This window comes from Rhizobium sp. P2_G2 (assembly GCF_056403555.1).
The window spans coordinates 171,735-198,322 of sequence record NZ_JBFUFF010000005.1 but is presented as its reverse complement, the minus strand read 5'-3'; the positions used below and the strand labels follow the sequence as shown (position 1 = coordinate 198,322).

The window sequence follows — 26,588 nt, the reverse complement described above, 5'->3', positions numbered from 1 at the left end:
CGGTGTTCATAGCAGCTAAAAAAATGCCGTCCAGCAAAGTTTGCGGACGGCACACGATCGACGAATGGAGGTCTGACCGGTTAAAATTTGTGCTGAAGGACAACCCTTCCTCAGACTGTATTTCTCATGCCATTTCGGCGGGATAATGGCAAATCAAACAAAAAATTAACCTTAACATGACGTCAGCGGTCCGGTGCCGTTTCTGTGGCATGGTTTTCGCTCATTCCATCTTTATCGATGCAAACTGATGGAATTTGGAGCGTAAACCGCTTCATCTTGAAAAATGCAGCACAGAACGACACACACGGTTTTTGCCTACTTTAACCGTATCCGCGGCGAAAGAACCGCGCCTTTACGCACGGAAATCGACCCGGCGGAGCTGAAAACCGTTCTCCCGGACGTTTTCATTCTCGAAACGAACCGTCAGCGCGAGCCGCAGTTCCGTCTCGCCGGGACACGTGTCTGTGCCATACTAGGACGCGAGCTGCGCGGAGAAAATTTTGTCGATCTCTGGCATACGCCCAATCGTCACAAGGTCCGCCTAGGCGTCGAGGCCGTGCTGGCCAATCAGGCGCCGCTTCTCATCAAGGCCTGGAGCATCGCCGACGAGGAAATGGACGGATCACTCGAAATGCTGCTGATGCCGCTCTTCTCCCGTCCCGGCATCTGCGACAGGGTCATCGGTTCGCTGGTCGATCTCGGGAAGCCTCCTCTGCTTGGCGAGCGCAACCGCATCCTGGTCGCCGGCGCGTTTCGCTTCCTCACGCAGGAAGAGCCGCAGCAGCCGGAAGCGCACGAGGCCTTCGCCGTCGTGACGTCGCAGATCTCTGCCTCGCGTAGCGGATTGACGCATCTCAGGGTACTGCAGGGCGGCCGCAAGGATTAAGGACTGTCTCCCGAGCTGGTTTCCGCACAAGACGTAGGCTCCCGTTCCGCCTGGCCTCTGGCCGTCGTTGACTTACCCTTTATCGACAGGTTAGCGTGTAGCGAGGCAACACGTTTAACTTGGAGGTGAAGCATGTCGACGCTCCAATATGGCGAAGCACTGAGCGATCACGGCGACCTTGGGAGCTTCTACGCTGGCCTGATCCTGGCCACCGAAGATCAGGCTCCGCGTGAAGCGTTTTATCTCGACAGTGAAACCAGCGACGGCGTGCTCTTTCAAGGCAGCGGCTTCACCTATGACGACCGTGGCCAGCTTCTCACCGGCACGATCACGCAGATCAAGTTCCAAATCAGTGATGACCAACCGCTGGCGATCATCGAAGGGAATTATGATGCTGCAACGCTTTTCCAGGTCTATTCCACGAAGGGCGTCGACGCGCTGCTCAGCAAGATGTTGGCAGGCAACGACACGATCCAGGGCACGCTGTTCGGCGACAGCCTGCTCGGCCTCAAGGGCAATGACAAGATCAGCGGCGGCTTCGGCGACGACGACATCCAGGGCAACAAGGGCAATGATCGCCTGACGGGGGGCGCCGGCGCTGACACGTTCCTCTTCTTCAAGGGTGACGGCAAGGACGTCATCACCGATTTCGATGCCAAGGGCTCCGGCCACGATCTGATCGGCATCACCGCCGATGAGCATTACACGATCGAAGCCGCCGGACATAACACGTTGATCGACTTCGGCCACGGCGACACGATCACCTTGCTCAGCGTCAATTTCCACGATGTCAGCTCACACGATTTTGCCACCCCCGCTTAATCGAGCCTATTCGATCCTGCCCCACCGCAGCCGGGAATACATTGGATGGGACCGTTGCCGCACCGGTTGACAGCAGAATTACAGGCTCCGAAGCATTGCCCACGGCAAATCGTGTTGCTGCGGCAATCGCCCATGGAATTGCCACGTCGCAGGGGTTAGATAGGTCCTATAAAGCTCATCACGCAGGAGTCGGGCCATGGACATATTCGAAATCGCCGTCGTCGGTGGCGGGCTGGCCGGTTCCATCGCAGCCATCGCCTTCGCCGGCCAAGGATTTTCCGTCGCTTTCATCGCGCCGGCCGACAAGCGGGCCGACAGCCGCACGACGGCGTTGATGGACAATTCCCTGCAATTCCTCACCCAGCTCGATCTCTGGGAGAAGATCCGTCCGCATGCAGCGGCCCTGCAGACCATGCAGATCATTGACGGCACGAACCRCTTGCTGCGCGCGCCGACAGTGGCCTTCCGAGCCGCTGAGATCAATCTCGAAGCGTTTGGCTACAACATCCCCAATGCCGCATTCCTCGATGTGCTTGGCCAGGCAATCGCGGCCAGGGCTGGCATCACGGTGTTCGACGGAACGGTCGACCGCGTCGAGCTTGCCGACACCGGCACGCATCTGACGCTCGCGGACGGCACAATGATGACGGCCGGGCTTGTGGTTGGCGCCGATGGCCGGAAATCCAAAGTCCGCCAGGCGGCCGGCATCGACGTCAGGACGACAACCTATCCGCAGACGGCGCTGGTGCTCAACTTTGCCCACGACCTGCCGCATCGCAATATCTCGACCGAATTCCATACGGAAACCGGCCCCTTCACGATTGTGCCGCTCGGCGACAATCGCTCGAGCCTGGTCTGGGTCGTCAAGCCGGAACAAGCCAAGGACTTGGTCGACATGACCGACGAGGCGCTCAACCGCCGGATCGAGGAGCGCATGGGCTCCATGCTCGGCAAGGTGAGGATCGAGACGCGGCCGCAGGGCTGGCCCTTGACGGCCGAGACAGCGTGCGCTTTCGGCAAGGGCGGCGCGGTGCTGGTCGGGGAAGCAGCACATGTCTTCCCGCCGATCGGCGCACAGGGCCTCAATCTCAGCCTGCGCGACATCGGCTCGGCGGTGGATCTCGCCACCAAGGCACGCACTGAGGCCCGGCCGCTCGCCATTGGCGATGCTTATGATCGGACACGGCGCACGGACGTGCTGACGCGCACCGCCGGCATTGATCTGCTCAATCGTTCGCTGCTCTCCGGTTTCCTGCCGGTGCAGATGCTGCGTGCGGCGGGCTTGCAGCTGCTTTCATCGGTTCCGCCGCTCCGGCATTTCCTGATGCAGGAAGGCGTGGCGCCAGGGCGTGCCATGAAGAGCTTTCCGGACTTTTTGCGCAAGGCCGCAGAGCGCGCCCGGCCTCATACCAGAGCGTAAAGCTCAGCCGATCTTCATCAGCCCCGGAAAGGTCTGCTGGAACCAGATCGAGATATCGCCGACATAGCCGAAGATGAAGGCAAGCCCGGTCAGCACCAGAAGGCCGCCAAGACCCTTCTCCACCAGTCCGAGATGCCGGCGGAAACGGACGAGGAAGGCCATGAACAGCCCGGAAAATGCAGCCGCCAGCCAGAACGGCACGGCGAGCCCGAGCGAATAGATGCCCAACAGCCCGGCCCCCTGCCCCACCGTCTGCTGCGAGGCGGCAACGGCGAGGATGGCACCCAGGATCGGCCCGATGCAGGGTGTCCAGCCGAAGGCAAAAGCGAGCCCCATAATATAGGCGCCAGTCAGCGTCGACGGCTGGCCGCCGGCCTGGAACCGCGCTTCGCGCGACAGCAGCGGAATTTTCAGCACGCCGAGAAAATTCAGCCCCATGACGATGATGATCACCCCACCGACCTGCGCCAGAATATCGAGATGCTGCCTCAGCAGCATGCCGATCGAGGTGGCGCTGGCGCCAAGCGCCACGAAGACGGTGGCAAAGCCAAGCGTGAAGAACAAAGACGACAGCATGACGGCCTGGCGCGGCGCCCGCTCACTGTCCGCCACCGTCGGATTGCGGAATTCCTCGATGGAAATGCCCGCCATGTAACAGAGATAGGGTGGCACGAGTGGCAGCACGCAGGGAGACAAGAAAGACAGCGCCCCGGCGGCAACGGCGCTCACATAGGAAATCTCGGCGGCGGCCAACGGCGTCTCCACTCATCTTCTTCAGGCGTACTTAGTGAAGCTTATCGGCAAGCGCCAGTCACCTTTTCTTGAGATTTGTCTGTGCCGACAGAGAAAATTTGTCGCACGGAGACTTGACCCGCAAAAGCCGCTTCGCATATGTATCGCCCGACTCTGCGGGACCGGAAATGGCCACCCGCGTGAGAGCGCGTAGCTCAGCCGGTAGAGCAACTGACTTTTAATCAGTAGGTCATGGGTTCGAATCCCATCGCGCTCACCAACAAATTCAATAGCTTAGCGCATTAATTCCGCCGCAAAACAGGCTAGAATACCCTCACATACATCTCGCACAATTTAGAGGGCAAAATGGCATCCTATATGATCCTCGGCGATAAGGTCCGACTCTGCCAGCGCGCCAACTGTTCGCTCTGGCAGTGCTCCACGTATCTGGAGGGGAAGAATGGCATGTCAGCATGAAAAGCGGCAGCCTGTCGCATGCCGACCACAGCGCGCCGTCCTATGATTTTTGATCGAATGGCGCAACGGCAAAGCGGAGCCGGCAAAGTGCTGGCTCTCGACRCTGCCGGAAGATACAACCCTGGCCACGCTCGTCGACGCGACCAAATTGCGCCGGCGGATCGAACGGGATTACGAGGAGTTCAAGTCRGAACTCGGGCTGGCGCTTTTTGAAGGTCGCGGCTGGATCGGTTGCCACCACGACGCGACGCTGTGCATCGCCGCCTACAGCTTTCTGATCCACGAGCGCGCGGCGATTTCCCCCTCAGCCGCCGGCAAGCGCCAAACACCTGCCTTACCCGATCGTCCTCAGCCCCGAGGCTCCCCCCATCCGGCCCGAGCGTCGTGTATTATACTCGATCGCTACCGTCCGACGAAAGATTACCGTCGGCATCGCCAAGTCACTGAGCCAATGTCCCTGCTGCCAAGCGCGACAAAATCGCAATCCATTCTGTAAGCGCTTGAAACCGCTTCTCTACTTTTCCAGCGTAAATCCAAGCAACCAGTCCAAGAGTCAATCAGGCCGGTCGGCATCTCTGGTTCGAGAAGCCCACTGACGTCGCCGCACAGCATTGCTCCACACAAACGCCGCAAGCCAAATATGCTATCTCCACGGTGATTATTGGGGAAGTCGCTTCACGCCGCGAAGAACCCCGCCCAGGAACCGGCCGACCGCTTCTGCATCAGGGCTCGGGCGCCGAACATCCTGCTGATTGTTATTGTCTTTCGCGACCACGACGTGTGTCTGTGCCCCCTTCTTGTAAACTTTCCTGACGCGAGTATCCGGCTGGCCCGTTGTCACCTTCTTTGATGGTACATAAGTGGTCACCTTCTTTCGTGGCACATAAGAAGAAAGCGCGGCTTCGGTCTGCAATGAAAGCATTTCGAGCTGGGGTTGATTGAGGTAGCCGGTAGCCGGCAATCCTTTCGACAATTGCCAGTTGGAGACAGCATTTCGGCTTCGCCGACCGAAATTGCCATCCGGCGTGCCGGTATCGAAGCCGGCAATATTCAATCTCGCCTGGATTTCCTTGAGCTTGCTCTTGTCCAGTCGCAGTCCCGCCTCGGTGTCCTGGTTGGCCGGCATGGATTTGACGGCATCCGTCGCCGCCAGGGTGGGCGTGGTGTCTGGAACACCGGCACGATCGACGGCAGCGACCTTTGTTTCCTGGGCCTTTGTCRCCGCCTCGGCGTCGAGACGCTCGACCYGCTTGCGGGCATTGGCGGCATAGAGGCCGTTGGGGAATGTCTCCAGGTAAGCAAGGTAGTCTTCGCGTGCACCCGACTCCCGGGCCAGATTGTAGAGCATGGTTTCGCGGTTGAGCGTATCGGCTTCTTTCGACGCGTCCGTCGCTGGCGCGGGCGTGACGATTTCAGCATCCTTGGGCTTCGCTTCGACCTTGGCGGTACTGCTTGGATTGAGAACGACCTCGCCTGTGAGCGAGGCATTCATCCACGGACGCTGCGTCTTCTTGGTGGCCGAATAGACATCGCCGGTGATGCGCGCCATGACGACCTGCAGGTCCGTATCCGGCGCGTCAATCCGGTTGAGGAGTGCGGTGGTGAAAGGCGAATGCCCTCCGTCACCGTCCAGCGCGACCTCGTCGGGACTGGTGGCGAAAATGATCGCCGTGCCTTGCCCGGCATCGCTGACCTTCACTTCGGCAAGGCCTTCATGCAGTGCCGTCGAACGCGTGGCCAACGACATCGACCGCGCCAGGATCTGGGAAAAAGGATCGTTGCGGCACGCATCGAGGATGACGACGCTCACGCCCACGTCACTCTGCATCTGGCGCATCACCAGATCCATCGGAACGGCCTCGAAATCGAGCGAACTCGCATCGGCAAAGGCAGCGTCGACCGGTACCAGGTAGTTCTTGCCGTTCACCTGCATGCCATGGCCGGCATAGAAGACCAGCCCGATATCCGCATTGCGGACGGCCACCGAGAAATCGCGTATTTTGGTGGTGAAGCTCGCCTGATCGAGATCATATCCCTCGACCACGATGAAACCAAGTTCTTTGAGCTTCGCCGCCACGGCCCTGCCGTCACGCTCCGGATTAGGCAGACGCGCGACATTGCGGTAAGCGCTGTTGCCGATAACCAGCGCGACGCGTTTGCCGACCGCAGCATGGGACGTGCCAAAGGAAAACACGACTGCAAGCAGGACGAAAAACAGTAGCTGGATCTTTCTCATGCCATTCATCGGAGTAACTCCTTGAATATCGTCTTGTTTGATCACGAAACGGGGGCGAGATTGATAATCTCTACCTGGCAGTTGGCTGCGTTCTTCGGGTCGCCTGGCAGCGTGAGGCAAGTCTGGCCGTAGCCGTCGGGCTTCAGGCGCTCGCGCGCAATGCCATAAAAGGCGACGAGATGATTGACGACGGCCTCGGCGCTGTGCTGGGGAAGCTGCTGATTGTAGAGCCGCGTGCCAACATCGTCTATGGGGCCTGCGACCTGGAAAATCATGCCGGCCAGACCTTCGCGGTTTTGGATTCGATAGGCCCGTGGCCGCTGTTTGAATTCCAAAATTGGCCGCTCAGCGGCGTTTGCCGAAGAAAAACAAGCAAAGAAAAACAAAATCAGGTGCAAGAACGCGCGAACGGACCGGCAAAAGTCTGCCATCATCTTCGCTTCCCTGGATTCCGGCAAATATATCCATCTCAACTTGGCAAATAATAGACGATTTTTCAACTACACGCAATACTGGAATCGGTGAAGTTTACGTCAGAACCCGATTTTATAAGGAACACTGCTGCCAGCTGCCGGCCTGGTCACGGCAGAGAAGACAAGCAGCGGCCGCGCCTCCAACACCAATTCTAGTTCGATTTGAGTAAGCCTTTCGCCGAAGCGAGCTTAGGGTGCCGCCTCTACTTCATACTCCAAGATTTCTGTTCCTAAATGGAATTCTCGCTTGCAAGATTTATTTCTAAGTGCATGTATATATGATGGCGGCGAAAGCAGCCACCCAAAGAATTTCTGCCCGGCTCACTGCGGTCGCGGCAGAGGGGAGCATGTTCGCCCTTCAAATCGCCAAGAATGACATGATTTTCGGTTGAGTGCATTTTCCGCGTCGGTGTGGAGTTTGCGAGTGATGTTGGTGTTGACGTCCCACTCTGTTGATCCTGTTATCGCTGCTATCCAGGCACTTGCTGTGTTTTTTGTGCTGGCACTGCTTTTGCGGTGGCCACGCAGCCCCGCGTTTCCCACCGTGATCGTTGGCGGCGTTGTGTTCGGTGTCGACACAAAATCCGGACGTCTTAGTTTGAGGTAGCGTCATGACGAAATCTCTCGATGACTCCTTATCGATGTTGGAAGCCGGGGTGAAATTCAGCACTGAAGGCACCATCAGTCGCTTGGCAGAGATGGCGGCTGAGTTCATAGAACGCGCGGATTCGTTTGCGGCGCCGCGCGGCCTTCCGACCGGCGAGCTTGCTTCGCTTCAAAACGAAATCGATGGGCTTGTTCGGGCGTACCGCCTGCATAGTCTCATGCGTATTCGAAGTGCCCGCAATGGTTCGCTTCGCGCAATTGGCAGGGTTCGCGATGGAACCGCATTGTTCTCCTCGCAGGTCTGTGAAGCGAATTTGCCGCCTTGGTTGCGCCCCTAGGATCGGACAAGCGTGACGCCCCACATGTCCTTCTCCTACAGCGGCAGGACGTGGAGGTTGGGTCCGAGAGCGATCGCCATGCCCTTCAATGGGATTGATCGAGCGCGTGCGGTGAAGGCCCGTGCATTTGGGGCTTTTCCAACCGTCCGGGAGCAACAATCCGACCGCAGACGCTCACAGTCAGGAAGGCGATCGCGCTGATGTCCGAAATGCAGCATGGGCAGACTCGGAGGTAACGCCCAATCAAGCGGGTCAGTGTCGAAGACGTTCCGGGAGCAGCAAAGCAGGCAATTATTTTGCGCATCGAGATGGAAGAACAACTTTGTTCCACGCGCAGTTCCAACGTCGGTCGAACCATGCGGAACTCTTCATCGCGAAATACGTTTCAATCGACTTGGACATATCAGGGGAAATTCGTTGTTAAAGATATCGGAAGCGTGGTCGAACGCGGATGACAGATACCGGCTTCTGATCGATTCAATTGTCGATTATGCGATTTTGATGCTGGATAAGGAAGGAAACATCACCAGTTGGAACGCCGGCGCCGAGCGGATCAATGGTTATGCGGAGGCGGAGATCGTCGGTCGGCATTTCTCGCGCTTCTATCTCCCCGAGGACAGGCAGGCCGATTTGCCGCGTCGTGCGCTTGCAACCGCAACAGAACAAGGCCGCTTCGAGGCAGAAGGTTGGCGCCTGCGCAAGGGCGGTTCCCACTACTGGGCGCATGATGTCATCGATCCTATCTTCGATTCCTCCGGCAAGCTTGTCGGTTTCGCCGAGATCATCCGCGACCTCAGCGAACGCAGAGCCGCCGACGAGGAATTGCGCAAGAGCGAGCAGCAGTTTCGCTTGCTCGTCCGAGGGGTCACCGATTACGCGATCTATATGATGGACCCTGAAGGACATGTCTCCAGTTGGAATGCCGGTGCCGAGCGGATCAAAGGATATAGTGAAGAGGAGATCATCGGCGAGCATTTCTCGCGGTTTTTCCTGGCTGAGGACAGGCAGAAAGGCGTTCCGCTAAAAGCCCTGGAGGAAGCGACCCGGGTCGGCCGGTTCGAATCCGAGGGCTGGCGCATACGCAAGGATGGCACACGCTTCTGGGCGAATGCCGTGCTCGATGCGCTCAAGGATGAGAGCGGCAAGCTCATTGGCTTTGCCAAGATCACCCGCGACGTCACCGAAAAGCGTGACGCCCAGCGGGYGCTCGATCTTGCGCGCGAAGAACTGTTCCAGGCGCAGAAGATGGAAGCCGTGGGACAGCTGACAGGCGGCGTGGCCCACGATTTCAACAATCTGCTCATGGCGATCCAGGGCAGCCTGGAGCTTCTCAAGAAGCGCATCCCCCATTCCACGGAAAGCGCATCTTTGATCGGAAACGCATTGCAGGCGACGCAGCGTGGCGCGTCGCTGACACAACGCATGCTGGCCTTCTCGCGGCGGCAGGAACTGCAACTCGAAGCGGTCGACATTGTGGAGTTGATCCGCGGGATGACCGACATGCTGCAACGCTCCATTGGGCCGGCGATCATCGTGGAAACGCATTTTCCGCTGCAACTGCCCAAGGTATGCACCGATCCCAACCAGCTCGCGAATGCGCTTCTCAATCTCGCGATCAATGCCCGCGATGCCATGCCGCACGGAGGAACACTCGCCATAGGGGCGCGGGTCGTGGCGGACACGAAACAGCTTTGTTCCGATCTGGACTCCGGCGAATTCGTCTGTCTCTACGTCGAGGACAGCGGCGAAGGCATGGACGAGCAGACGCTTGCCAATGCCACCACGCCCTTCTTCACCACGAAAGGCATCGGCAAAGGGACAGGCCTCGGCCTTCCCATGGTGCAGGGCCTGATGGGTCAGTCCCGCGGCAAGCTCGTGCTCCGCTCGAAGGTCGGCAAAGGCACGACTGCCGAGCTATGGCTGCCGGTGGGCACGCCGGAGCACATGCCGGCGCCGCCCGAGCCGGTAATCGAAACCGTCCCCGAGCAGAAGCGGCTCACGATTCTCGCCGTCGACGACGACCCGCTGGTGCTCATGAACACGGTGTTCATGCTGGAGGACGTGGGGCACGCCGTCATCGAGGCCAATTCGGGCAATCAGGCTCTCTCAATGCTTGAGGAGCAGCCTGTCGACATGGTTATCACCGACCAGGCGATGCCACACATGACGGGTCTGGAACTCGCCAAGGCCGTACGCCAACGCTGGCCGGAAATCCCGGTGATCATCGCTACCGGCTATGCGGAACTTCCGGTCGGCGCCGGCCATGATCTCGTCAAGCTCTCCAAACCGTTTATGGAACGCCAGCTCCTCGACGCCGTTCAGAAAGCCCTGAGCGTAGAATCCGGATCTGCATAGGCGATCGACGACAACATGACGGGAGCGCGCCGGCGCCATAATCCGGCCGCTCATGGGTGGCGATATGGAACGCCGCCGGCGTTGTTCAGTCAGACTGCTCGACGGATGGAAACAAGGCGGAGACAAAGCCATGCTCGACATCGCACAGGCCAGGAGCCGGATGATCGACGCTCAGCTGCGGCGCCGGGGCATAAGCGCGGCGTCCGTGCTGTCTGCGATGGAGGCTGTGCCGCGCGAGCGGTTCGTCGAGCCCGGCTCCGAGGAATTCGCCTACGAGGATTCACCCCTCCTGATCGGTGAAGGGCAGACGATCTCACAGCCCTATATCGTCGCCTTGATGCTGCAGCATGCGGCGATCCAACATGACGATATCGTGCTTGAGATTGGAACCGGCTCCGGCTATGCCGCCGCCGTGATGAGCCGCCTGGCGAAGCACGTCTTCACCATTGAGCGACATGCCAGCCTGACCGAAAGCGCGACATCCCGCTTCCGAACGCTGGATTACGGCAATATCACCGCCAGGACTGGTGACGGGACGAAGGGCTGGCCGGAGGCCGGACCATTCAGTGCAATCCTCGTCGCGGCCGCAGGCGGCGACATTCCCGTAGCGCTGACCGAGCAGCTCGCTATCGGCGGCAGGCTGGTCATTCCCATTGGCGCGGCGGAACCGCAGCGTCTGCTGAAGGTGACACGCACCAGCGCCACGACGTTTGAGGAAAAGGATCTGGGCGGCGTCGTCTTCGTGCCGCTTGTCGGCGCCCATGCTGCTCAGCAGAGTCTCAAGACCAGCTGACGCGTTGATCGGACAGAGCGATAAGAAATTCACAAAGCCCGCGCCGGAATGGGCTTCGTCACTGTCGCGCTCATTTGCCCCAATGATCGGGGGAAAAGCATTGCAGGCGTTGCTGCATATTGAAAACAACAGGCAGTCGCTGTATTCGGGCGAGAGTGCCGGGATGGAATTGCATGCGCGCGCGAAAAATTCTTCGCGCCATGCGGCTCCAAAAACGGTGCGGTCATTTTCCTGTTCACGATTTTGTGGCATGAGCAATGACGATGCCAACAGAAGCCAGATTCACGGGGTGATTTCGAGCATGCCGGCCAAGATTTACCGTCCCGCCAAGACCGCTATGCAGTCGGGCAAGGCCAAGACCCATCTCTGGGTCCTGGAATATGATCAGGAGAAGCCGCCCGTCATCGATTCGGTCACGGCCTATACGGGCTCCGGCGACATGCGCCAGCAGCTGAAGCTGACCTTCGCCACGCAGGAAGAAGCCGAAGCCTATGCGAAACGCGAGGGCATCGAATACCGGGTCATCGAACCCAAGGATCCGACGCGTAAGGCCGTTTCCTATTCGGATAACTTCCGCTATACCCGCGTCCAGCCCTGGACCCACTGACGGTCCGGCAGGAACATCAATATCCGCCTCCGGGCGGTGAGCGGCCCCTTAGCTCAGCTGGATAGAGCACCTGCCTTCTAAGCAGGTTGTCGCAGGTTCGATTCCTGCAGGGGTCGCCAGTTAAATATGCCTCGCCTGATATCCCCGGACTCTCGCCACGAAATCCGGACTCGCCTGCCCAGAGTTATTTCTCGGCTAGTTCAGTGGCCGTTTAAGTCTGACACGGAGTTGGAATGGGAAAGTCGGAAGCGCTGGAAATCATGCGCCGGTTTCTAAAAGACGCCGAGACCGGCATGGAGCCTGAACTTGTACCGCTGGCGATCGGCTCTGCCGAAGAATTGGCTGATCCCGAAGGCTGGGTATTTTATTACAATACCCAGAAATTCGTGGAAACCGAGCGTTTTGAGTACCTGATAGTCGGACAAGGACCGACGATTGTGCTAGCCGACGGACGTTTACTTGCGGGAGGTTCTGCGGAAAGCGTCGATATGGTGTTGGAGAGGTTCGGTATATCGCGGTCCAATTGTGCCAGCGAGCGTGGCTAAGCGAAATCGTCGTTGACAAGCTAATCATGAGCTGGCCGAACAAGAGATAAGCTGAACGTTGAATCTGCTGTCTCGTGGCGAACGGCGCGGGAATCCGCTCTTGTGTGGCGACGAGTCCGAAACCCGCTGCATCGGCAGCGATGATTTTCTAGGACATTCAACGAAACCGAATCCGTCCCGTCGTGGCGACGCTCATTAAATTACTGATTTTATGCAATATCTTTTACTGCCGAACAATCGTCATGACTGGAGACACGGAACATAAGGGCCAGACCTTCTGCTTCGTTGAAGCACAACTTCGGCCAATTCAAATCCCTACGGATTCAGAAAATCGGCCCGATGTTCTCAGAATTTTGCGGACGCGATCATCAGACAGATCGATGTCCACCGGTCGCGAGATGGTGTCCCCCGTCGCGTCCCTCATCGCGGCAAAATCAGGATTTTGCTTGGCGAAAGAATCCTTCAAGGGGTTCATGTCCACCGCTTCCGAAATCAAGAGAGAGACATATTTTGTCTGCAGGGGCTTGGACATCCTCTGAGCCGCAATCCTGTATGACCTCCGCTCGACTGGGGTCATTGCTCCTGATGCAACCATGCGATTGCATCGGAGCACCATCATGGCAGCCACATCCGACATCGCCTCGTTCCTGCGGCCAGGATCCGGCCATCCATCCATTTGCACCGCAATCCCGCTTTGAGCCAGGAACGTGGCAACGGCATCGTCACACTCGCGATAGTGAACGACCACGACAGGCCAGCGCTCCCGCCAGTTTCCCAGCCGCTCCTGATAGCGGTAGTAGCCGTATTTATTGCCCTCGGTTAATCCCCTTCGAAATCGGCTGACGAATTCACCACAGGGGGCTGTTTCGCCGCCCTTTATCGCTTCTCGATACATTGAGAAAATGTGCGATACTGGCTCCCTGAGATAGCAGACCACCTTGGCGTTTGTGCCAATGACACTGAAAGCTCGATCAACGGCTTCACGCTCCGCGCAGAACCAGAAATCTTCCGATGACAGAATACATTTTTCAGAGGACGTGAATCCGCCCGAGATAGCTTGCTTGAACTCCGGAGGGATTTCATTGACGGTATTCCTGAACAGCGCCGAGAAGTGTCGATGCGCCTGTGCGCCCGCTGGGGTACGGCCGACGATGGGAAAATCCACGCCTTGCTCCAGCAATCGCTCGCGGTTCTCGGATAGATAGGCCTGGATAGCCGTCGTTCCCGTCTTATGGGTTCCAATATGCAGAATGAACTCGGTCACACACTCCCCCCAGAGTCGCGCTTTCCGTTAAACTCAAATCATATCGGCAATCGACCGCGACGTCCAGCTTATTCCAAAACGAACTCTTTGAATTTTCTCGATTATTAGGTGTTCAGCCACCTTGGGGAACGCAATGGTGGTGGCGCCGAATGGTCCTGCGAGAGCAAATGTAATCAGCACGAATGGCACCTCACGATCACTATGTCGCGCTTGTCGTACCGGATGAGCAAAACCTCGCGGGCTTTGAAGCGGCCCTTGCGGCTGGCTGGTCTCCGAACCCCAGAAGAGCAGAAGATGAGATCTACATTCGTTCGAGGCTCAAGGAATTGCGTGAAGACAGATTGGAATTTTTGGCCAATCTGACGCGGCCGACGGAACCCGGCTTCGTCAACCAGTTGTTCTGGATTTGGGACGCGGAATTCTGTGGCAACATCGTCCTGCGATTCCGGCCCGGCACAGAGGAATTGCCGTCGAGCGTTGCCGGGCACGTGGGATATTCCGTTGTGCCGTGGAAGCAAGGCCGGGGATATGCGAAATCCGCTCTGCGGCTACTGACAGAGGTCGCGAGAGAGGAAGGGCTCGAGCGACTGCTGATCCTGTGCAACGCGGACAATCATGCGTCGAGGCGCGTGATCGAAGGGAATGGCGGCAGACTGTTCATGACCGCTCCCCATCCCTCCGACAGGCCGCAACAGATGAAGCATTATTTCTGGCTTGCTGTCGGGCCGTCCACTGAAGCGGTTTAGGCGATCGCGCGCCGCCCACAGACAAGCGGCGCGCCATCTTACCCGGTCACTTCGCTATCTTGATCGACGAGGCGATGTTCTTGCCGTGTTTCCTGGCATAGGTAATGGCGACCTTCGTGCCTGGCTTGAAGTTCTCCGCTTCGGTTCCCTCCGCCAGCGTGAACACGCTGCCATCGGTCAATCGCAGTGAATCGCCTGCCGTGTCGACACTCTTGACGACCCCCGACATTGTCGCGGCGTTTGCGGAAACCGCAGTGAATGCGATCGCCGTCATAATGGCGAGAGTCATTGCCACTTTCATTTCGTTTCTCCAAGTTTTCCCGGACCATCGGGGTAGCTGAGAACTCGGTTCGAAAATCGGCAATAAAGTGTTCTCTAATATACAAAAAAGTCAACGACTGCAGTGCAATCGCGGCAGATGAGAAGCCTGCTGCCGGTCGATCGGAGAACAGGCAACGTGCCCGTGCAAATCGCACCGCCGGAAAACTTCGAGAAAAACGAAGCAATTGAGGGACTTACGTTTCAAATGGACTGGTCGGCAAAATCCAACGCCGCTGCCGGTCGGACACCTTACGAACCCGTAAGTTTTCGCCAACCTTACAAATCGGTAAGTTCCCGGACAGAATTCCGTATACCGCTACGCCTAACCTTTCTGTCGCTCGGCATCGGAATGGCCTTTCTCACGGAAAGGGCAGCGATCGCCGCAGGCATCAAGGAGTCCCTTCCATGAAGGTTCATTCCGACCGCGCTTTTCGTTTCATTTCCGCCGCCGCCGTAGCCACGGCAATCCTTACGATGCCGGTGACGCGGCTCCCACTCGCAGCACCGGCCTACGCCGCGGAAGCACCCATTGCCTCAGAGAAAAATCCACCCGGCGACATTCCCGACAGCCAGGTCTTCATCGACTACACTTCAAAGCTTGGTTTCACGATGAAGGTGCCTGAAGGGTGGGCACGCAAAGACAAGGCCGATGGCGCGAGCTTCGTCGACAAGCTCGATGGCGTCGTGGTCATCGTGACCGACGCCAAGCAGAAGCCGGACGTGGCATCAGCGAAGTCGGACTATCTCGCTGAGCTCAAGAAGACCTCCCGTGCCGTCAAGGTAAGCGCAGTCGAAGCGGTGAAACTGCCGTCCGGCGATGCAATCCGGATCGTCTACACATCCAATTCGGAACCGAACCCGGTCACCAGCAAGCAGGTCCGGCTCGAGAACGAGCGCTATCTCTTCTACAAGGACGGCAAGCTGGCGACCTTGGAACTCTATGCGCCGAAAGGAGCTGACAATGTCGACCAATGGCGGCTGATGTCACGTTCGTTCGCGTGGAAATGACCGATGCTGCTGCGGGTCGCCGAGCTCTATCGGTTCTATCACGTCGGAGATGAAGAGACTGCGGCGCTGCGAGGCGTAAGCCTCGACGTGGCCGCGGGCGAACTCGTCGCCCTCGTGGGTCCTTCCGGCAGCGGCAAATCCACCCTTCTGACTTGCATCGCCGGTCTCGACGAGCCGGACGGGGGCTTTGTCGACATTAACGGCGAACGCATGAGCCGGAAATCCGAAAAGGTCCGCGCGGGCCTCCGCGCCCGGCACCTGGGCGTGATGATGCAGACAGGCAACCTGTTTCAGCATCTCACCGTCGCGGAGAACATTCGTCTGCGAATGATGCTCGCTGGAAGGCGGGACGAAACGCGTTTGGCGGCGGTGCTTTCGATCGTCGATCTGACGCCCCGCAAGGACAGTTACCCCGTCCAATTGTCCGGTGGAGAAACCGCCCGCGCCGGACTTGCCGTGGCGCTCGCGGTCGATCCACCCCTTCTATTGGCCGATGAACCGACAGCCGAGATTGATCGCGCGACGGAACAATCCCTGATCGCCCATTTCGAAGCGAGACGGACAGCCGGAATGGCGACCCTGATCGCCACCCATAGCGAAGCGCTTGCCGAGCGCGCCGATCGCATCGTCCGGCTCAAGGACGGCAGGATCGATCATGGTTGAGCACGTCGTCGAGGCACAGGGTCTTTCCAAGCACTTCGCGTCACGCCACGGCGAGCCCCTGGAGGTGCTTCGCGACGCCAGTTGCACGATCAGCCTTGGGGATCGCATCGCAGTGGTCGGCCCCTCCGGGAGCGGAAAATCCACCCTGCTCGCCATATTGGGCGGGCTCATAGTCCCGACATCCGGCGATGTCACCTGGCCCGCGCTTGGAGACCGTCGCGGCCTCCAGCCCCTGCAAGTCGCATTCGTCTTCCAGACCCCGAGCCTCTTTCCTCCCATGACGGTTCTGCAGAACGTCACTCTGCCCCTCGTCCTGGCAGGGAAAGTGCTACACTCCACCGAGCGAGCCGAACACCTGCTCGACCTTTTCGGGCTTGCGGACCTCGCCAACAAACTTCCGGAAGAACTTTCCGGCGGTCAGGCGCAGCGGGTCGCGATGGTGCGGGCGCTTCTAGCGCGCCCGAAGCTGCTGATCGCCGACGAACCGACCGGACAGCTCGACACGCAAACCGCGACCGCATTTCTCTATACTGTGCTGGAACAGCTCGCCGACACGCCTGCGGCCCTTCTCATGGCGACGCATGACGCAAAAGTGGCCGGACGGATGCAAACGCGATGGCGTATGGATCACGGCCAGCTTTGGACCGGTTCAGAGGTTGGAGAGAACCGATGATCGGTCTTTGGCTATCCGGCCTGTTGAAGAGGCGAGCCGCCAGGCTTGCGGGCCTGGCCGCAGGCGCCACATTGACCACAGCACTTCTGTCGACGCTTGCGCTTTTTCTGGCGGAGAGCGGCGCGTCGATGACCCGACGCGCGATCAGCGACGTTCCGATCGACTGGCAGGTCGAGGCGGTGCCATCGGCCGATCGACCGGCGATCGCCGAAGCGATCCGACAGGCCGCCCCGGTTTCCAGCATGCACCAGGTCCAATACGCTGCGGTCGACGGCTTCGAGGCGCAGACTGAGTATACGACCCAGCAGACCGGTCCGGGCAAAGCGATCGCCTTCGATCAGAACTACCAGGCCGATTTTCCCAAGGAATTGAGATGGCTTGAGGGCAAGCGGACGGGCGTTCTCGTTGCCCAGCAGACCGCCGCCAACCTGCATGTTGGTCCCGGCGACAAGGTGTCCATCCGGCGCGTCGGACTGCCGCCCGTGGATGTCATTGTCGACGGGGTCGTCGATCTTCCTGACGCCGACGCCCTGTTCCAGGGGGTGGGCCTGCCCGCGCAGGCCGCGCCCCAAGCTCCGCCGGACAATGTCATTATCCTGCCGGTCGCGGCCTGGCACGACATCTTCGATCCGCAGCAGGTCAAGCGACCCGACACGACGCGGACGCAGTTTCATGTCAGGCTCGGCCATGACGGGCTGCCGTCCGATCCGACACGGGCCCATACGATCGTCGAGGGGCAATCGCGCAATCTCGAGGCACGCGTCGCCGGACAGGCATTGGTGTCAAGCAACCTCGGCTCCCGTTTGGACGCGGTGAGAAGCGACGCGCTCTACGCCACGGTGCTTTTCCTGTTCCTGGGTACGCCGGGTGTCGCGCTCGCCATGATGCTGACCGTGTCCTTCGCCAATGCGGGATCGGGCTTGCGGATCCAGGAGCAGTCGCTGCTGCGCATTCACGGTGCTGCGGATCGGAAAGCCATGCTGCTGTGGTTGTCGGAGCCGCTTGCGGTGAGCGTGGTTTCGACCACCCTCGGGCTGGGAGGCGCGCTCGCGTTCACCGCATATTCCGGGTCGCCCGTTTTCGACGCCGCGACCTTGCTTCCCGTCATCGGCGCGGCCACGATCGGCAGTCTGGTCGTGGTGGCCGCGATCGCGATCTCGGCACTGAGGACATCACGGTCCCTGACGGTGGCGGCCGCCCGCCGGACGGTCGGCCGGGATCATGTGCCGCTATGGCAGAGACTGTGGCTCGACATGGCCTTGCTGGCGATTGCAGGCCTCCTCTTCTGGCAGTCCGCCAGTACGGGCTATGAGATCGTGCTGGCGCCGGAAGGCGTGCCCGCCGCCGCCGTCGATTACAACGCCTTCCTGTCGCCCGCGCTGTTCTGGATCGGCGGCGGTCTCCTTGCCGTCCGGCTTTCGATGTATTTCGTTTCGACGCGCAATCCGGTTTTTGCTGTCGCGCTCAGACCGATCGCCGAAAATCTGTCAGGCGCGGTCGCGGCATCGCTCGGCTTTCAGAAACGGCGGCTGACCCACGGGATCGTCATGACCGCGCTCGCCATCTCCTTCGTGACGTCCACTTCTATCTTCAACCTGACCTATGAAGGGCAGGCACGGATCGATGCGGAACTGACCAACGGCGCAGACGTCACGGTCTTCGGCACGACCGCCCGTCCGGCGGGTGACAAACTGGACGCGATCAGGAACGTGCCGGGCGTTGAGGCCGCGAGAACCATGCAACATCGCTTCGCCTATGTCGGAGCCGACCTGCAGGACCTTTATGGCATCGATCCAAGATTGATCGGCGCCGCGACGAGCCTGTCCGACGCCTATTTCAGCGGCGGGTCGACGCGTGAAATCCTGAAAAAGCTCGCCGATACGCCGAACGGCGTCCTGGTGTCGGAGGAGACGGTCAGCGACTTCCAACTGCAGGAGGGCGACGCTATCAATCTTCGGCTGGTGAGCGCCACGGACAATCAGTACCACGCGATATCGTTCAAATTCATCGGCGTCGCGCGTGAGTTTCCGACGGCTCCGAGGGATTCCTTCCTCGTCGCCAATGCCGACTACGTGGCCAGGATGAGCGGGACGCCGGCCGAGGAATATGTGCTCGTGCGGGCTGCGACCGATCCCGCCGCGCTGGCCGGGGCCATCCGCAAGGCCCTGGGGCCGGCTTCGGGCCTTGACGTCAAGCATATCGGCGATGCGTCCCGCATCATCGGCACAAGTCTGACCGCCGTGAACCTGGGACGGCTCACGGTCATCGAGCTCCTGTTCGGAGCAGTCATGGCCGTCGCCGCCGCGGGGCTCATGTTGGCTCTGGGCTTCGTCGACCGCCGCCGCAATTTCGCGATCCTGACCTTGATCGGCGCGAAGCCGCCGCAGCTGGCGAGCTTCCTATGGTCGGAAGGTGTCCTGGTCCTGGTCGGAGGCGTCGTCTTCGGGTTGACGTCGGGCGTGATCACCGCCTGGATGCTGGTCAAGCTCCTGACCGGAGTCTTCGACCCGCCACCGGAGACGATCGCGATACCTTGGGGATACCTGCTCACCGTCCTTCTCCTGATCGCTTTGTCTATCGGCGTCGCGGTCATGATCGCGAATAGAAGGTCCAGAGCCGGAGCATTTGAGACGCTGCGAGACCTGTAAAGTGGGAGGAGGCCGAAGGTCGGCATCCTCCCTCTTGCCTGACGAAGGACACCTGGAGCCATTTGCGCCACTTCCACGGCTGCGTGCAAATGGAGAGCAAAGACGCTATTGACAGGGTTTGATGCTATCCCCAACTGTCATTGTACGAGACCAATCTACGAGACGGCTTTCTGACCAGATGGTCTCCGTTTTCGAAGTAGGCATTCCGCTCCGGCGGGTTATCTCAATACACAGCTATTTTCGCCGTCGAAAGCTTGAATAATTTAAGGCACATGGATTCAGGTTCGCTTGTTGCTGTGCCCTGCATGAGAAGAAGAGGATCGATGATGCGCACCCTTGCCAAGAAACTTGCTCCCGCAGCTGTCATCCTGCTGGTCATGTCATCTGCCGCCTATGCCGACAAGGGTGGCCGGGGTGGCGATCGTGGAAACCACAGCGACAAGGATTTTATCTGGCGCCGTCATGAAAACGGCTGCGCCGTCGGCAACGATCCGCCTCCGGGCGCCAACTGCACCGGGCGGGATAATCGTCAAAAACGCCAATAGGGTTTTGACTGCCATGCACAGAACAAAAGCTGAGGGGCGAACCTCAGCGGCCTGACCTCACGCGAAAGCACAATAACGTGAACGAATTCACTAATGATTCCGGTAACATAGAAAAGCCAGGTTCATTTGTCTGAATGACGTGCACGAAGAAAAAGAGGATAACCATGCGCACCTTTGCCAAGAGACTTGCTCCTGTCGCGGCAATCCTGCTGGTCATGTCATCCGCCGCCTATGCCAGGGGTGGCGACCGAGGTGGCAATGACCAAGGCGGCAGCCACGGCGACACTTTCATCTGGAAAGACCACGAGAATGGCTGCGCGGTCGGCAACGACCCGCCTCCAGGCGCCAACTGCACCGGGCGGGACAACCAGCAAAATCGCTGAGAGGATCGCAGACGAAATATCGGTAAGACAAATCGAGCAGGCGGACCGCCTCCTGGCGGGGCCGATGCTGACAATTCGGTCGAACGCGCTGGTCAGTCTCGCGCGTTCGCTTTGCGCTTGAGGTCATCCGCGATGTTGTTCATCAGTTCCAGCATATTGTCGGCCTGGTCGAACGTCATTTCCACCAGCATCTCCTCATCGAGGATTGCCGGCAGGCCGGTGATGCGATCATAGACCGACCAGGTGCCGTTTTCCTCGCCCACAAGAGCATAGCGCGGACGTCCCTCCCCCGACGTCAGCTGGTCGTCGTCCAGAAAGTTCAAAGGTTGATCCGAAGCCATTTTCCTGCCTCCCTGCAATAGCTGTAGAGCCGTCGGCACCGTTTTGGGCTCGCGCAGCACAACACCTTTCCGCTATCGTAAACCATAAATCCGGCTAAAATCCACTGCGATGCAGCGTCGTCTCGCGGGAATGCCGTGGGCAACCGGGATTGCCCCTCGCTTCCGTGGCCGATCTTCCCAAAAATGGTGTCCTGAGCGTTGCTTGACTTGTCATATGGTCGTGGCACCGTGTGGCCAAGCAACGTCGGAGGATTCCCATGAAGCACTATCTTGTCCCGCTCGCACTTGCCACGATCATCCTGCCTACCGCCTGCCTCGCCGATGTCAGCTGCGCGCCCAAGAGCGACGCAGCGCGGATTCTTGCATCGCCCTCGCCCAACGACATCCATCCGGATTGGGCGGGCAGCAGCAGGATCGGGCTGAGCTGGAGCTTCGTGCCCGAGAGTGACGATCTCACCGGCAAATATCTGCATGGCGATCTCTACTCTCCAAGAGGCGGCGTGGTGAACGAGGGTATCTACATCCTGCGTGGTGAATGGGATTGCGAATAACAAAGGCAAGAAACGGCCCATGAATTGAACGCGGCATCGCTGGCCGCGCGGATTTGTTGAACATTCGGCGCCAAAGTGCGGATCCGCCACCTCGCCAAGCAATGCAAGGCGTGATGCTTCGTGTTGAAACGGCCTGCCGCTAACTGTTTGAATTCATTAACCTCGATTCCTGTTTCCGAATTCCGGGACATGATTTTGCAAGRCCGCATCATTAGTGTGCGTCCCCATGATGAGACGCCCCATTCAGATTTTAGCCTGGCTTGCCCTCGCTGCCGTTGTCGTTGTCACCGTATTGCCGCTAAACCTGCGGCCGCGGGACGTTTTGCCTGTTGATGCGGATCGCGCGCTCGCCTGTGCGGTGTTCGCCGGTCTGTTCGTCCTGGCTTACCCAAAGCATTGGAAGCTAATTGGCCTGATCATGGTCGCGGGCGCCGCGGCAATCGAGGCGCTCCAGCTTCTCTCGCCGACCCGGCATGCCCGGATCGACGACGCGATCGTCAAGGCCGGCGGCGCATTCATCGGCGTGGGCCTTGCCGTGGCGATGAATATCGCCGCCTCCCGGATCGCCGGCTGGACAATATCGGCCCGGCGCATCCGGACCAAGCCGGTGCTGGCGGTTGCCGACGGCACCTCCGTGGAAAGCTATATGCGGGAACTGCCGGTGCAGTCGAAGATCATCCAGGCAGTGTATTTCAGCCCCGAAGACGGCAAGCTGCGCATCAGCTTCAAGAGCGGCGAGGAGCGCTTCTTCGAAAACGTACCCGAGGAAGAGGCGGAAAACCTTGCCGCCGCTCCTTCGCCCGGCGAATATTATATCGACAACATCCGCACGAAATTTCGGCGTAGCGCGGCCTGATGCTGCGCCACCTGTTGAAGATCGCACTGGCATGGACAATCCCAGGCGTCGCCACCTCGGAGGGCGTGCGCCAAGCCCAAGACCACTTTATGTAATTCAGAATGCAACCTCGAAACGCATGCCGTCATAGGCCGGCTCGACATGAGCGGGCGTTTCGCGGATCACGGTCTCGTAGTCAAGTGGGATGTGCATATGCGTCAGGATCGCCCGCTTCGGCGCGATCTTCTCGATCCAGCCAAGCGCCTGCTCGAGCGACAGATGGCTTGGATGGTGCTTGTATTGCAGGGCATCGATGATCAGGATGTCGAGCCCGGCGAGCTTGGCGACGGATTCTTCCGGGAAGTCGCTGACATCGGTGCAGTAGGCGATGTCGCCGATGCGGAAACCGAGCGAATGCGTCTCGCCATGCTGTTGCCAGAGCGGCAGGAAAGGAACACTTCCGCCGGGGCCTTCCACTTCGAAGACGGCATCGAGGTCAGAGATGATCTTCGAGCGCCCGATCGGCGGATAAGAGCTGCCCTCCGGCGTCTCGAAGCAATAGCCGAAGCCTTCCAGCACCCGCTGCATGGTGATCGGATCGCCCCAGACCGGCATGCGATGCTGGTTCTTGTAGACGAAAGAGCGGACATCGTCGATGCCGTGCAGGTGGTCGGCATGGGCGTGCGTCAGGACGACGGCATGCAGGTCCCTGGCGTCGACGGCAATCATCTGGCTGCGGAAATCCGGTCCTGTGTCGATGACGATCGAGGTCATTGCGCCGTTGTCGGCAAATTGCTCGACCAGCATCGCCGCGCGGGTCCGTTGGTTCTTCGGGTTGGACGGGTCGCAGGCGCCCCAATCGCCGGTTATGCGAGGCACGCCGGGGGACGAGCCGCATCCGAGAATGGTAAAACGCCTTGTCCCCATCAGCCGGCCAGCCTCGGCATCTTGGAGAAGCAGCGGAAAGCATTTTCCGTCGTGATCTCGGCGATCTCTTCCGCGCTCACGCCGATCGTCTCGGCCAGCACCTCGGCGGTATTGACGACGTAGGAGGGTTCGTTGCGCTTGCCCCGCCACTTCTTCGGCGCGAGGTAGGGCGCATCGGTCTCGACCAACAGCCGGTCGCGCGGCACGGCCTTGGCGATGGCGCGGATATCCTCGGACTTGGGGAAGGTCAGGATGCCGGAGAATGACACATAGCCACCGAGTTCGACGCCAGTCGCTGCGAGCGCAGGACCGGAAGAGAAGCAATGCAGCAGGAAGGGAAAGGCGCCATTGCGCTCATGATCATCCCGCAGGATCGCGGCCATGTCATCGTCGGCGCTGCGCGCGTGGATGATCATCGGCAGGCCGGTGATGCGGGCGGCGGCGATATGTTTGCGAAGCCCTTTGGACTGCTGCTCGGGTGTCGCATAGTCATAGTGGTAGTCGAGGCCGACTTCGCCGATCGCCACGCATTTTTCGTATTCGGACAGGCGGACCAGTTCTTCGGTCTCGATATCTTCTTCCTGAGCATGGTTGGGATGGGTGCCGACCGAGCAGAAGACATTCGCATAGGTCTCGGCGACCGCCTTGATGCGCTCGAAACGATGCACCTGCGTCGAGATGGTGATCATCTGCTTGACGCCCGCCGCATCGGCGCGCGCCAGCAGTTCATCCCGTTCCGCATCGAAATCAGGAAAATCGAGATGGCAATGCGTGTCGATCAGCATGCCGTCACGACTCCTTCGGCGGGTAGTATTTCGGGAAGACCGGCTCGGGCTTTGGCAGGTCCACGCCACTCTTCAAGCGGCCGACCTCACCCAGGAAACTGAACTTCCGCTCCACCTCGGGGATCGCCAGCAGGTCGAGCAGCTTTGCGGTCGCAGCCGGCACATAGGGCTGTAACAGGATGCCGATCTGCCGCACCACCTCCACCGTCACGAACAACACGGTTGCCATCCGCACGGTGTCACCGGACTTGGCGAGCGCCCAAGGTGCCTGGGCGGCAAAATAGCCGTTGGCTTCCGAACTCAGCGAGAACACGGCGCTCATCGACTTATGGATCTGCTGGGTTGCCATTTCGGCGCGGCAGACCTCGATCGTCCTGTCGGCCAGCGTCAACAATGCCTCATCCTCAGCGGTGAACGCCGCTGGCTCGGGCAGCTTGCCCTCGAAATTCTTGGCAATCATCGACAGCGAGCGCTGCGCCAGATTGCCGAAATTGTCGGCGAGATCGGCATTGATGCGGTTGGCGATCGCCTCTTCCGAATAGGAGCCGTCCTGGCCGAAGGAAACTTCGCGCAAGAAAAAATGCCGCACCTGGTCGGCGCCGAAATGCTCGACCAGATTAAAGGGATCGACGACATTGCCGACCGACTTCGACATCTTCTCGCCCTTGTTGAGCAAAAAACCGTGGGCAAAGACGCGGCGCGGCACTTCGATGCCTGCCGACATCAGGAAAGCCGGCCAGTAGACGGCGTGGAAGCGGATGATATCCTTGCCGATAATGTGGATCGCCGGCCAGAAATTCCACTTCGGATCGGTCGTGTCGGGATAACCGATGCCGGTGATGTAGTTGGTCAGCGCATCGACCCAGACATACATCACGTGCTTCGAGTCGTTCGGCACCGGGATGCCCCAATCGAAGGTGGTGCGCGAGATCGACAGGTCCTTCAGACCAGATTTGACGAAAGACAATATCTCATTGCGGCGCTCATCCGGGCCGATGAAATCCGGATGCGCCTCGTAGTAATCGAGCAGTTTCTGCTGATAATCGGAGAGGCGGAAGAAATAGCTCTCCTCCTCGACCCATTCGACCGGCGTGCCCTGCGGCCCATAACGGACGCCGTCGCGCACCTCGGTCTCTTCTTCCTGGTAATAGGCCTCGTCGCGCACCGAATACCAGCCGGAATAGCTGTCCTTGTAGATATCGCCCGCCTCGGCCATCTTGACCCAGAGATGCTGCACCGACTCATAGTGGCGCTTTTCCGTGGTGCGGATGAAATCATCGTTCGAACTGTTCAGCGCTTCACCCATGCGGCGGAACTCGGCCGAATTGCGATCGGCGAGCGCACGCGTCTCGATGCCCTCGTTGCGTGCCGTCTGCTGCATCTTCTGGCCATGTTCGTCGGTGCCCGTCAGGAAATAGACCGGCCGGCCGTCGAGCCGCTGGAAGCGCGCCAGTGCATCTGTGGCGATCAGCTCATAAGCATGGCCGATATGCGGCTTGCCGTTGGGGTAGGAGATGGCGGTGGTGATGTAAAATGGCGAATTGTCGGTCATTCGCTATGCCTTTTTTCTTCTGTCTGGCAGGGCTTCTAGCCTATGTGAAGTGACGTGAAAACAATAAGTTTGCATCGCGGGAGAGGAAATCCGCCCAGCGATCGCGGCGCTATGTCCGGGGATCGTTAAGCTGCCGCGCCTTGACACCGAATTGTCACAAAGTATATCCCGCTATCGTGTGGGTGAGGCACAGCGGCAGGACATGATCGTCCGGCGGTGGCCAAGCATGGCGTTTCGTCATGCCTGAAAGGGGCTGAATTGGCGTTTTTGACTTCGTTTAACCCGATCTACTCTATTTCGGGGCTGGTTGTTGGTGCGCTCGTCGGTGTGACCGGGGTTGGTGGCGGATCGCTGATGACGCCGCTGCTCGTGCTGCTCGGCATCCATCCTGCGACGGCCGTCGGTACCGACCTGCTCTATGCGGCGATCACCAAGTCGGTGGGCACTGCCGTGCACGGCACCAACAAGACCGTCAACTGGATGATCGTGCGGTTCCTGGCACTCGGCAGCGTGCCTGCAGCGCTGATCACGCTCTATCTCATGTCCGGCGTCGACCGCAAAAGCATAGCGGCGGTGTCGTTCATCACCTATGCGCTCGGCTGGATGCTGCTGCTGACAGCCGTGCTTCTGCTCTTCCGCAATGTCATCGTCAACAAGGTTGCCGCATGGCGCAGTCACCGGCCGCCGCTCAGCGAAAATACCGTGAAGGTGCTGACCTTTCTGCTGGGCATCACGCTCGGCACGCTGGTGACGCTGACATCGGTCGGCGCAGGAGCTTTGGGCGTCACCGTGCTGCTGGTTCTCTTTCCGCGGCTGCAGATCCGCGATGTCGTCGGTTCCGATATCGTGCATGCGGTGCCGCTAACGCTGGTTGGCGGGCTCGGCTATTGGTACATCGGCGAGATCGACTGGGTGCTGCTTGGCTCGCTACTGATCGGCTCCATCCCGGGCATCATCATCGGCAGCTATCTGTCGCCACGCATGCCGGACAAGGTCATTCGCCCGATCCTTGCGATCACCCTGTCGCTGGTCGCCTGGAAGCTGGTCTATCACTGA

The 26,588-nt window shown here is 59.4% G+C and carries 27 protein-coding genes, 2 tRNA genes and 2 pseudogenes; 22 read left to right on the top strand and 9 right to left on the bottom strand.

The window, feature by feature from the left end; translation table 11 throughout:
* Positions 1-283 precede the first annotated feature (283 nt).
* The 3 genes from AC1D06_RS06930 (at position 284) to AC1D06_RS06920 (ending at position 3,128) form a co-directional block, all read left to right on the top strand.
* On the top strand, positions 284-886 hold the full coding sequence (locus AC1D06_RS06930) for a PAS domain-containing protein (RefSeq protein ID WP_477879911.1): 603 nt from the start codon (positions 284-286) through the stop codon (positions 884-886).
* Positions 887-1,018: 132 nt separating this feature from the next.
* Positions 1,019-1,708, top strand: a complete 690-nt coding sequence (locus tag AC1D06_RS06925; protein ID WP_477985678.1) for a calcium-binding protein — start codon at positions 1,019-1,021, stop codon at positions 1,706-1,708.
* Positions 1,709-1,904: 196 nt separating this feature from the next.
* Positions 1,905-3,128 (top strand): UbiH/UbiF family hydroxylase, encoded by a 1,224-nt coding sequence (locus AC1D06_RS06920; RefSeq protein WP_477985677.1) that lies wholly within the window; start codon positions 1,905-1,907, stop codon positions 3,126-3,128.
* Positions 3,129-3,131: 3 nt separating this feature from the next.
* Here AC1D06_RS06920 and AC1D06_RS06915 read toward each other — a convergent pair whose 3' ends face one another.
* Entirely contained in the window at positions 3,132-3,881 is a 750-nt protein-coding gene (locus AC1D06_RS06915) for a cytochrome c biogenesis CcdA family protein (protein WP_477985698.1), read from the bottom strand.
* Positions 3,882-4,064: 183 nt separating this feature from the next.
* Between AC1D06_RS06915 and AC1D06_RS06910 the strand changes: the two genes are divergently transcribed.
* Positions 4,065-4,140 (top strand) — tRNA-Lys (locus tag AC1D06_RS06910).
* A 246-nt stretch (positions 4,141-4,386) separates the two neighbouring features.
* A pseudogene (locus AC1D06_RS06905) lies at positions 4,387-4,710 on the top strand (IS701 family transposase); the annotation flags it as partial.
* A gap of 285 nt (positions 4,711-4,995) precedes the next feature.
* Here the strand turns inward: AC1D06_RS06905 and AC1D06_RS06900 are convergent.
* Both AC1D06_RS06900 and AC1D06_RS06895 read right to left on the bottom strand, forming a co-directional pair.
* Positions 4,996-6,582: a caspase family protein gene (locus AC1D06_RS06900; RefSeq protein ID WP_477985676.1), complete on the bottom strand. Its 1,587-nt coding sequence runs from the start codon at positions 6,580-6,582 to the stop codon at positions 4,996-4,998.
* A 32-nt stretch (positions 6,583-6,614) separates the two neighbouring features.
* Positions 6,615-7,007, bottom strand: coding sequence for a hypothetical protein (locus AC1D06_RS06895; protein ID WP_477985675.1), 393 nt, complete (start codon positions 7,005-7,007; stop codon positions 6,615-6,617).
* 650 nt (positions 7,008-7,657) lie between these two features.
* On the opposite strand from AC1D06_RS06895, the gene AC1D06_RS06890 reads away from it, so the two are divergent.
* From AC1D06_RS06890 to AC1D06_RS06865, 6 genes and pseudogenes are all read left to right on the top strand, one after another.
* Positions 7,658-7,990 carry a hypothetical protein gene (locus AC1D06_RS06890; RefSeq protein WP_477985674.1) on the top strand — a complete coding sequence of 111 codons (333 nt, stop codon included), beginning with the start codon at positions 7,658-7,660 and terminating at the stop codon, positions 7,988-7,990.
* A gap of 417 nt (positions 7,991-8,407) precedes the next feature.
* The gene (locus AC1D06_RS06885; RefSeq protein WP_477985673.1) at positions 8,408-10,345 is read left to right on the top strand and encodes a hybrid sensor histidine kinase/response regulator; all 1,938 of its coding nucleotides are present in this window, start codon (positions 8,408-8,410) and stop codon (positions 10,343-10,345) included.
* A gap of 130 nt (positions 10,346-10,475) precedes the next feature.
* Positions 10,476-11,108 (top strand): annotated as a pseudogene (locus AC1D06_RS06880) (protein-L-isoaspartate(D-aspartate) O-methyltransferase); the annotation flags it as partial.
* 331 nt (positions 11,109-11,439) lie between these two features.
* Entirely contained in the window at positions 11,440-11,745 is a 306-nt protein-coding gene (locus AC1D06_RS06875; protein WP_477879972.1) for an ETC complex I subunit, read from the top strand.
* A gap of 42 nt (positions 11,746-11,787) precedes the next feature.
* Positions 11,788-11,864, top strand: a tRNA-Arg gene (locus AC1D06_RS06870).
* 114 nt (positions 11,865-11,978) lie between these two features.
* Positions 11,979-12,290, top strand: a complete 312-nt coding sequence (locus AC1D06_RS06865) for a YrhB domain-containing protein (RefSeq protein ID WP_477985672.1) — start codon at positions 11,979-11,981, stop codon at positions 12,288-12,290.
* A gap of 307 nt (positions 12,291-12,597) precedes the next feature.
* Here AC1D06_RS06865 and AC1D06_RS06860 read toward each other — a convergent pair whose 3' ends face one another.
* Positions 12,598-13,554: a hypothetical protein gene (locus tag AC1D06_RS06860; protein WP_477985671.1), complete on the bottom strand. Its 957-nt coding sequence runs from the start codon at positions 13,552-13,554 to the stop codon at positions 12,598-12,600.
* A 182-nt stretch (positions 13,555-13,736) separates the two neighbouring features.
* Here AC1D06_RS06860 and AC1D06_RS06855 point away from each other — a divergent pair, with 182 nt between their 5' ends.
* The gene (locus AC1D06_RS06855; RefSeq protein ID WP_477985670.1) at positions 13,737-14,300 is read left to right on the top strand and encodes a GNAT family N-acetyltransferase; all 564 of its coding nucleotides are present in this window, start codon (positions 13,737-13,739) and stop codon (positions 14,298-14,300) included.
* 46 nt (positions 14,301-14,346) lie between these two features.
* On the opposite strand, the gene AC1D06_RS06850 is transcribed toward AC1D06_RS06855, so the two are convergent.
* On the bottom strand, positions 14,347-14,589 hold the full coding sequence (locus AC1D06_RS06850; RefSeq protein WP_477985669.1) for a DUF1344 domain-containing protein: 243 nt from the start codon (positions 14,587-14,589) through the stop codon (positions 14,347-14,349).
* Between the two features lie 129 nt (positions 14,590-14,718).
* On the opposite strand from AC1D06_RS06850, the gene AC1D06_RS06845 reads away from it, so the two are divergent.
* The 7 genes from AC1D06_RS06845 (at position 14,719) to AC1D06_RS06815 (ending at position 20,541) form a co-directional block, all read left to right on the top strand.
* Positions 14,719-15,030, top strand: coding sequence for a hypothetical protein (locus AC1D06_RS06845; protein ID WP_477985668.1), 312 nt, complete (start codon positions 14,719-14,721; stop codon positions 15,028-15,030).
* Positions 15,027-15,629, top strand: coding sequence for a hypothetical protein (locus tag AC1D06_RS06840; protein ID WP_477985667.1), 603 nt, complete (start codon positions 15,027-15,029; stop codon positions 15,627-15,629). The genes AC1D06_RS06845 and AC1D06_RS06840 overlap by 4 nt, the downstream gene beginning before the upstream one ends.
* 3 nt (positions 15,630-15,632) lie before the next feature.
* A complete protein-coding gene (locus AC1D06_RS06835) occupies positions 15,633-16,292 on the top strand; it encodes an ABC transporter ATP-binding protein (protein ID WP_477985666.1) in 660 nt (219 codons plus the stop codon).
* Complete coding sequence (locus AC1D06_RS06830) at positions 16,285-16,965, top strand: ABC transporter ATP-binding protein (protein WP_477985665.1); 681 nt, start codon at positions 16,285-16,287, stop codon at positions 16,963-16,965. Before AC1D06_RS06835 ends, AC1D06_RS06830 begins: the two co-directional genes overlap by 8 nt.
* The gene (locus AC1D06_RS06825; protein WP_477985664.1) at positions 16,962-19,613 is read left to right on the top strand and encodes an FtsX-like permease family protein; all 2,652 of its coding nucleotides are present in this window, start codon (positions 16,962-16,964) and stop codon (positions 19,611-19,613) included. Before AC1D06_RS06830 ends, AC1D06_RS06825 begins: the two co-directional genes overlap by 4 nt.
* Before the next feature lie 323 nt (positions 19,614-19,936).
* Positions 19,937-20,158 carry a hypothetical protein gene (locus AC1D06_RS06820; RefSeq protein WP_477879840.1) on the top strand — a complete coding sequence of 74 codons (222 nt, stop codon included), beginning with the start codon at positions 19,937-19,939 and terminating at the stop codon, positions 20,156-20,158.
* Between the two features lie 164 nt (positions 20,159-20,322).
* Positions 20,323-20,541, top strand: a complete 219-nt coding sequence (locus tag AC1D06_RS06815; RefSeq protein ID WP_477879839.1) for a hypothetical protein — start codon at positions 20,323-20,325, stop codon at positions 20,539-20,541.
* A gap of 92 nt (positions 20,542-20,633) precedes the next feature.
* Here AC1D06_RS06815 and AC1D06_RS06810 read toward each other — a convergent pair whose 3' ends face one another.
* A complete protein-coding gene (locus AC1D06_RS06810; protein WP_477879838.1) occupies positions 20,634-20,882 on the bottom strand; it encodes a hypothetical protein in 249 nt (82 codons plus the stop codon).
* Positions 20,883-21,139: 257 nt separating this feature from the next.
* Here AC1D06_RS06810 and AC1D06_RS06805 point away from each other — a divergent pair, with 257 nt between their 5' ends.
* Positions 21,140-21,433, top strand: a complete 294-nt coding sequence (locus AC1D06_RS06805; RefSeq protein ID WP_477985663.1) for a hypothetical protein — start codon at positions 21,140-21,142, stop codon at positions 21,431-21,433.
* Between the two features lie 322 nt (positions 21,434-21,755).
* The gene (locus AC1D06_RS06800; RefSeq protein WP_477985662.1) at positions 21,756-22,289 is read left to right on the top strand and encodes a KTSC domain-containing protein; all 534 of its coding nucleotides are present in this window, start codon (positions 21,756-21,758) and stop codon (positions 22,287-22,289) included.
* Between the two features lie 96 nt (positions 22,290-22,385).
* On the opposite strand, the gene AC1D06_RS06795 is transcribed toward AC1D06_RS06800, so the two are convergent.
* From AC1D06_RS06795 to metG, 3 genes are read right to left on the bottom strand one after another with little or no spacing between them, the layout of a single operon-like run.
* Positions 22,386-23,195, bottom strand: coding sequence for an MBL fold metallo-hydrolase (locus AC1D06_RS06795; RefSeq protein WP_477879835.1), 810 nt, complete (start codon positions 23,193-23,195; stop codon positions 22,386-22,388).
* Positions 23,195-23,980 (bottom strand): TatD family hydrolase, encoded by a 786-nt coding sequence (locus tag AC1D06_RS06790; protein WP_477985661.1) that lies wholly within the window; start codon positions 23,978-23,980, stop codon positions 23,195-23,197. Before AC1D06_RS06790 ends, AC1D06_RS06795 begins: the two co-directional genes overlap by 1 nt.
* A 4-nt stretch (positions 23,981-23,984) precedes the next feature.
* Positions 23,985-25,532 carry a methionine--tRNA ligase gene (metG, locus tag AC1D06_RS06785; protein WP_477985660.1) on the bottom strand — a complete coding sequence of 516 codons (1,548 nt, stop codon included), beginning with the start codon at positions 25,530-25,532 and terminating at the stop codon, positions 23,985-23,987.
* Between the two features lie 258 nt (positions 25,533-25,790).
* Between metG and AC1D06_RS06780 the strand changes: the two genes are divergently transcribed.
* Entirely contained in the window at positions 25,791-26,588 is a 798-nt protein-coding gene (locus AC1D06_RS06780) for a sulfite exporter TauE/SafE family protein (RefSeq protein WP_477985659.1), read from the top strand.

Bases quoted from the DNA above. Each gene is read 5' to 3' on its own strand.
- AC1D06_RS06930 (WP_477879911.1), top strand. From the start codon at position 284: ATGCAGCACAGAACGACACACACGGTTTTTGCCTACTTTAACCGTATC.
- AC1D06_RS06925 (WP_477985678.1), top strand. From the start codon at position 1,019: ATGTCGACGCTCCAATATGGCGAAGCACTGAGCGATCACGGCGACCTT.
- AC1D06_RS06895 (WP_477985675.1), bottom strand. From the start codon at position 7,007: ATGATGGCAGACTTTTGCCGGTCCGTTCGCGCGTTCTTGCACCTGATT.
- AC1D06_RS06890 (WP_477985674.1), top strand. From the start codon at position 7,658: ATGACGAAATCTCTCGATGACTCCTTATCGATGTTGGAAGCCGGGGTG.
- AC1D06_RS06875 (WP_477879972.1), top strand. From the start codon at position 11,440: ATGCCGGCCAAGATTTACCGTCCCGCCAAGACCGCTATGCAGTCGGGC.
- AC1D06_RS06865 (WP_477985672.1), top strand. From the start codon at position 11,979: ATGGGAAAGTCGGAAGCGCTGGAAATCATGCGCCGGTTTCTAAAAGAC.
- AC1D06_RS06855 (WP_477985670.1), top strand. From the start codon at position 13,737: ATGGCACCTCACGATCACTATGTCGCGCTTGTCGTACCGGATGAGCAA.
- AC1D06_RS06850 (WP_477985669.1), bottom strand. From the start codon at position 14,589: ATGACTCTCGCCATTATGACGGCGATCGCATTCACTGCGGTTTCCGCA.
- AC1D06_RS06845 (WP_477985668.1), top strand. From the start codon at position 14,719: ATGAGAAGCCTGCTGCCGGTCGATCGGAGAACAGGCAACGTGCCCGTG.
- AC1D06_RS06840 (WP_477985667.1), top strand. From the start codon at position 15,027: ATGAAGGTTCATTCCGACCGCGCTTTTCGTTTCATTTCCGCCGCCGCC.
- AC1D06_RS06835 (WP_477985666.1), top strand. From the start codon at position 15,633: ATGCTGCTGCGGGTCGCCGAGCTCTATCGGTTCTATCACGTCGGAGAT.
- AC1D06_RS06830 (WP_477985665.1), top strand. From the start codon at position 16,285: ATGGTTGAGCACGTCGTCGAGGCACAGGGTCTTTCCAAGCACTTCGCG.
- AC1D06_RS06825 (WP_477985664.1), top strand. From the start codon at position 16,962: ATGATCGGTCTTTGGCTATCCGGCCTGTTGAAGAGGCGAGCCGCCAGG.
- AC1D06_RS06820 (WP_477879840.1), top strand. From the start codon at position 19,937: ATGATGCGCACCCTTGCCAAGAAACTTGCTCCCGCAGCTGTCATCCTG.
- AC1D06_RS06815 (WP_477879839.1), top strand. From the start codon at position 20,323: ATGCGCACCTTTGCCAAGAGACTTGCTCCTGTCGCGGCAATCCTGCTG.
- AC1D06_RS06810 (WP_477879838.1), bottom strand. From the start codon at position 20,882: ATGGCTTCGGATCAACCTTTGAACTTTCTGGACGACGACCAGCTGACG.
- AC1D06_RS06805 (WP_477985663.1), top strand. From the start codon at position 21,140: ATGAAGCACTATCTTGTCCCGCTCGCACTTGCCACGATCATCCTGCCT.
- AC1D06_RS06795 (WP_477879835.1), bottom strand. From the start codon at position 23,195: ATGGGGACAAGGCGTTTTACCATTCTCGGATGCGGCTCGTCCCCCGGC.
- AC1D06_RS06790 (WP_477985661.1), bottom strand. From the start codon at position 23,980: ATGCTGATCGACACGCATTGCCATCTCGATTTTCCTGATTTCGATGCG.
- metG (WP_477985660.1), bottom strand. From the start codon at position 25,532: ATGACCGACAATTCGCCATTTTACATCACCACCGCCATCTCCTACCCC.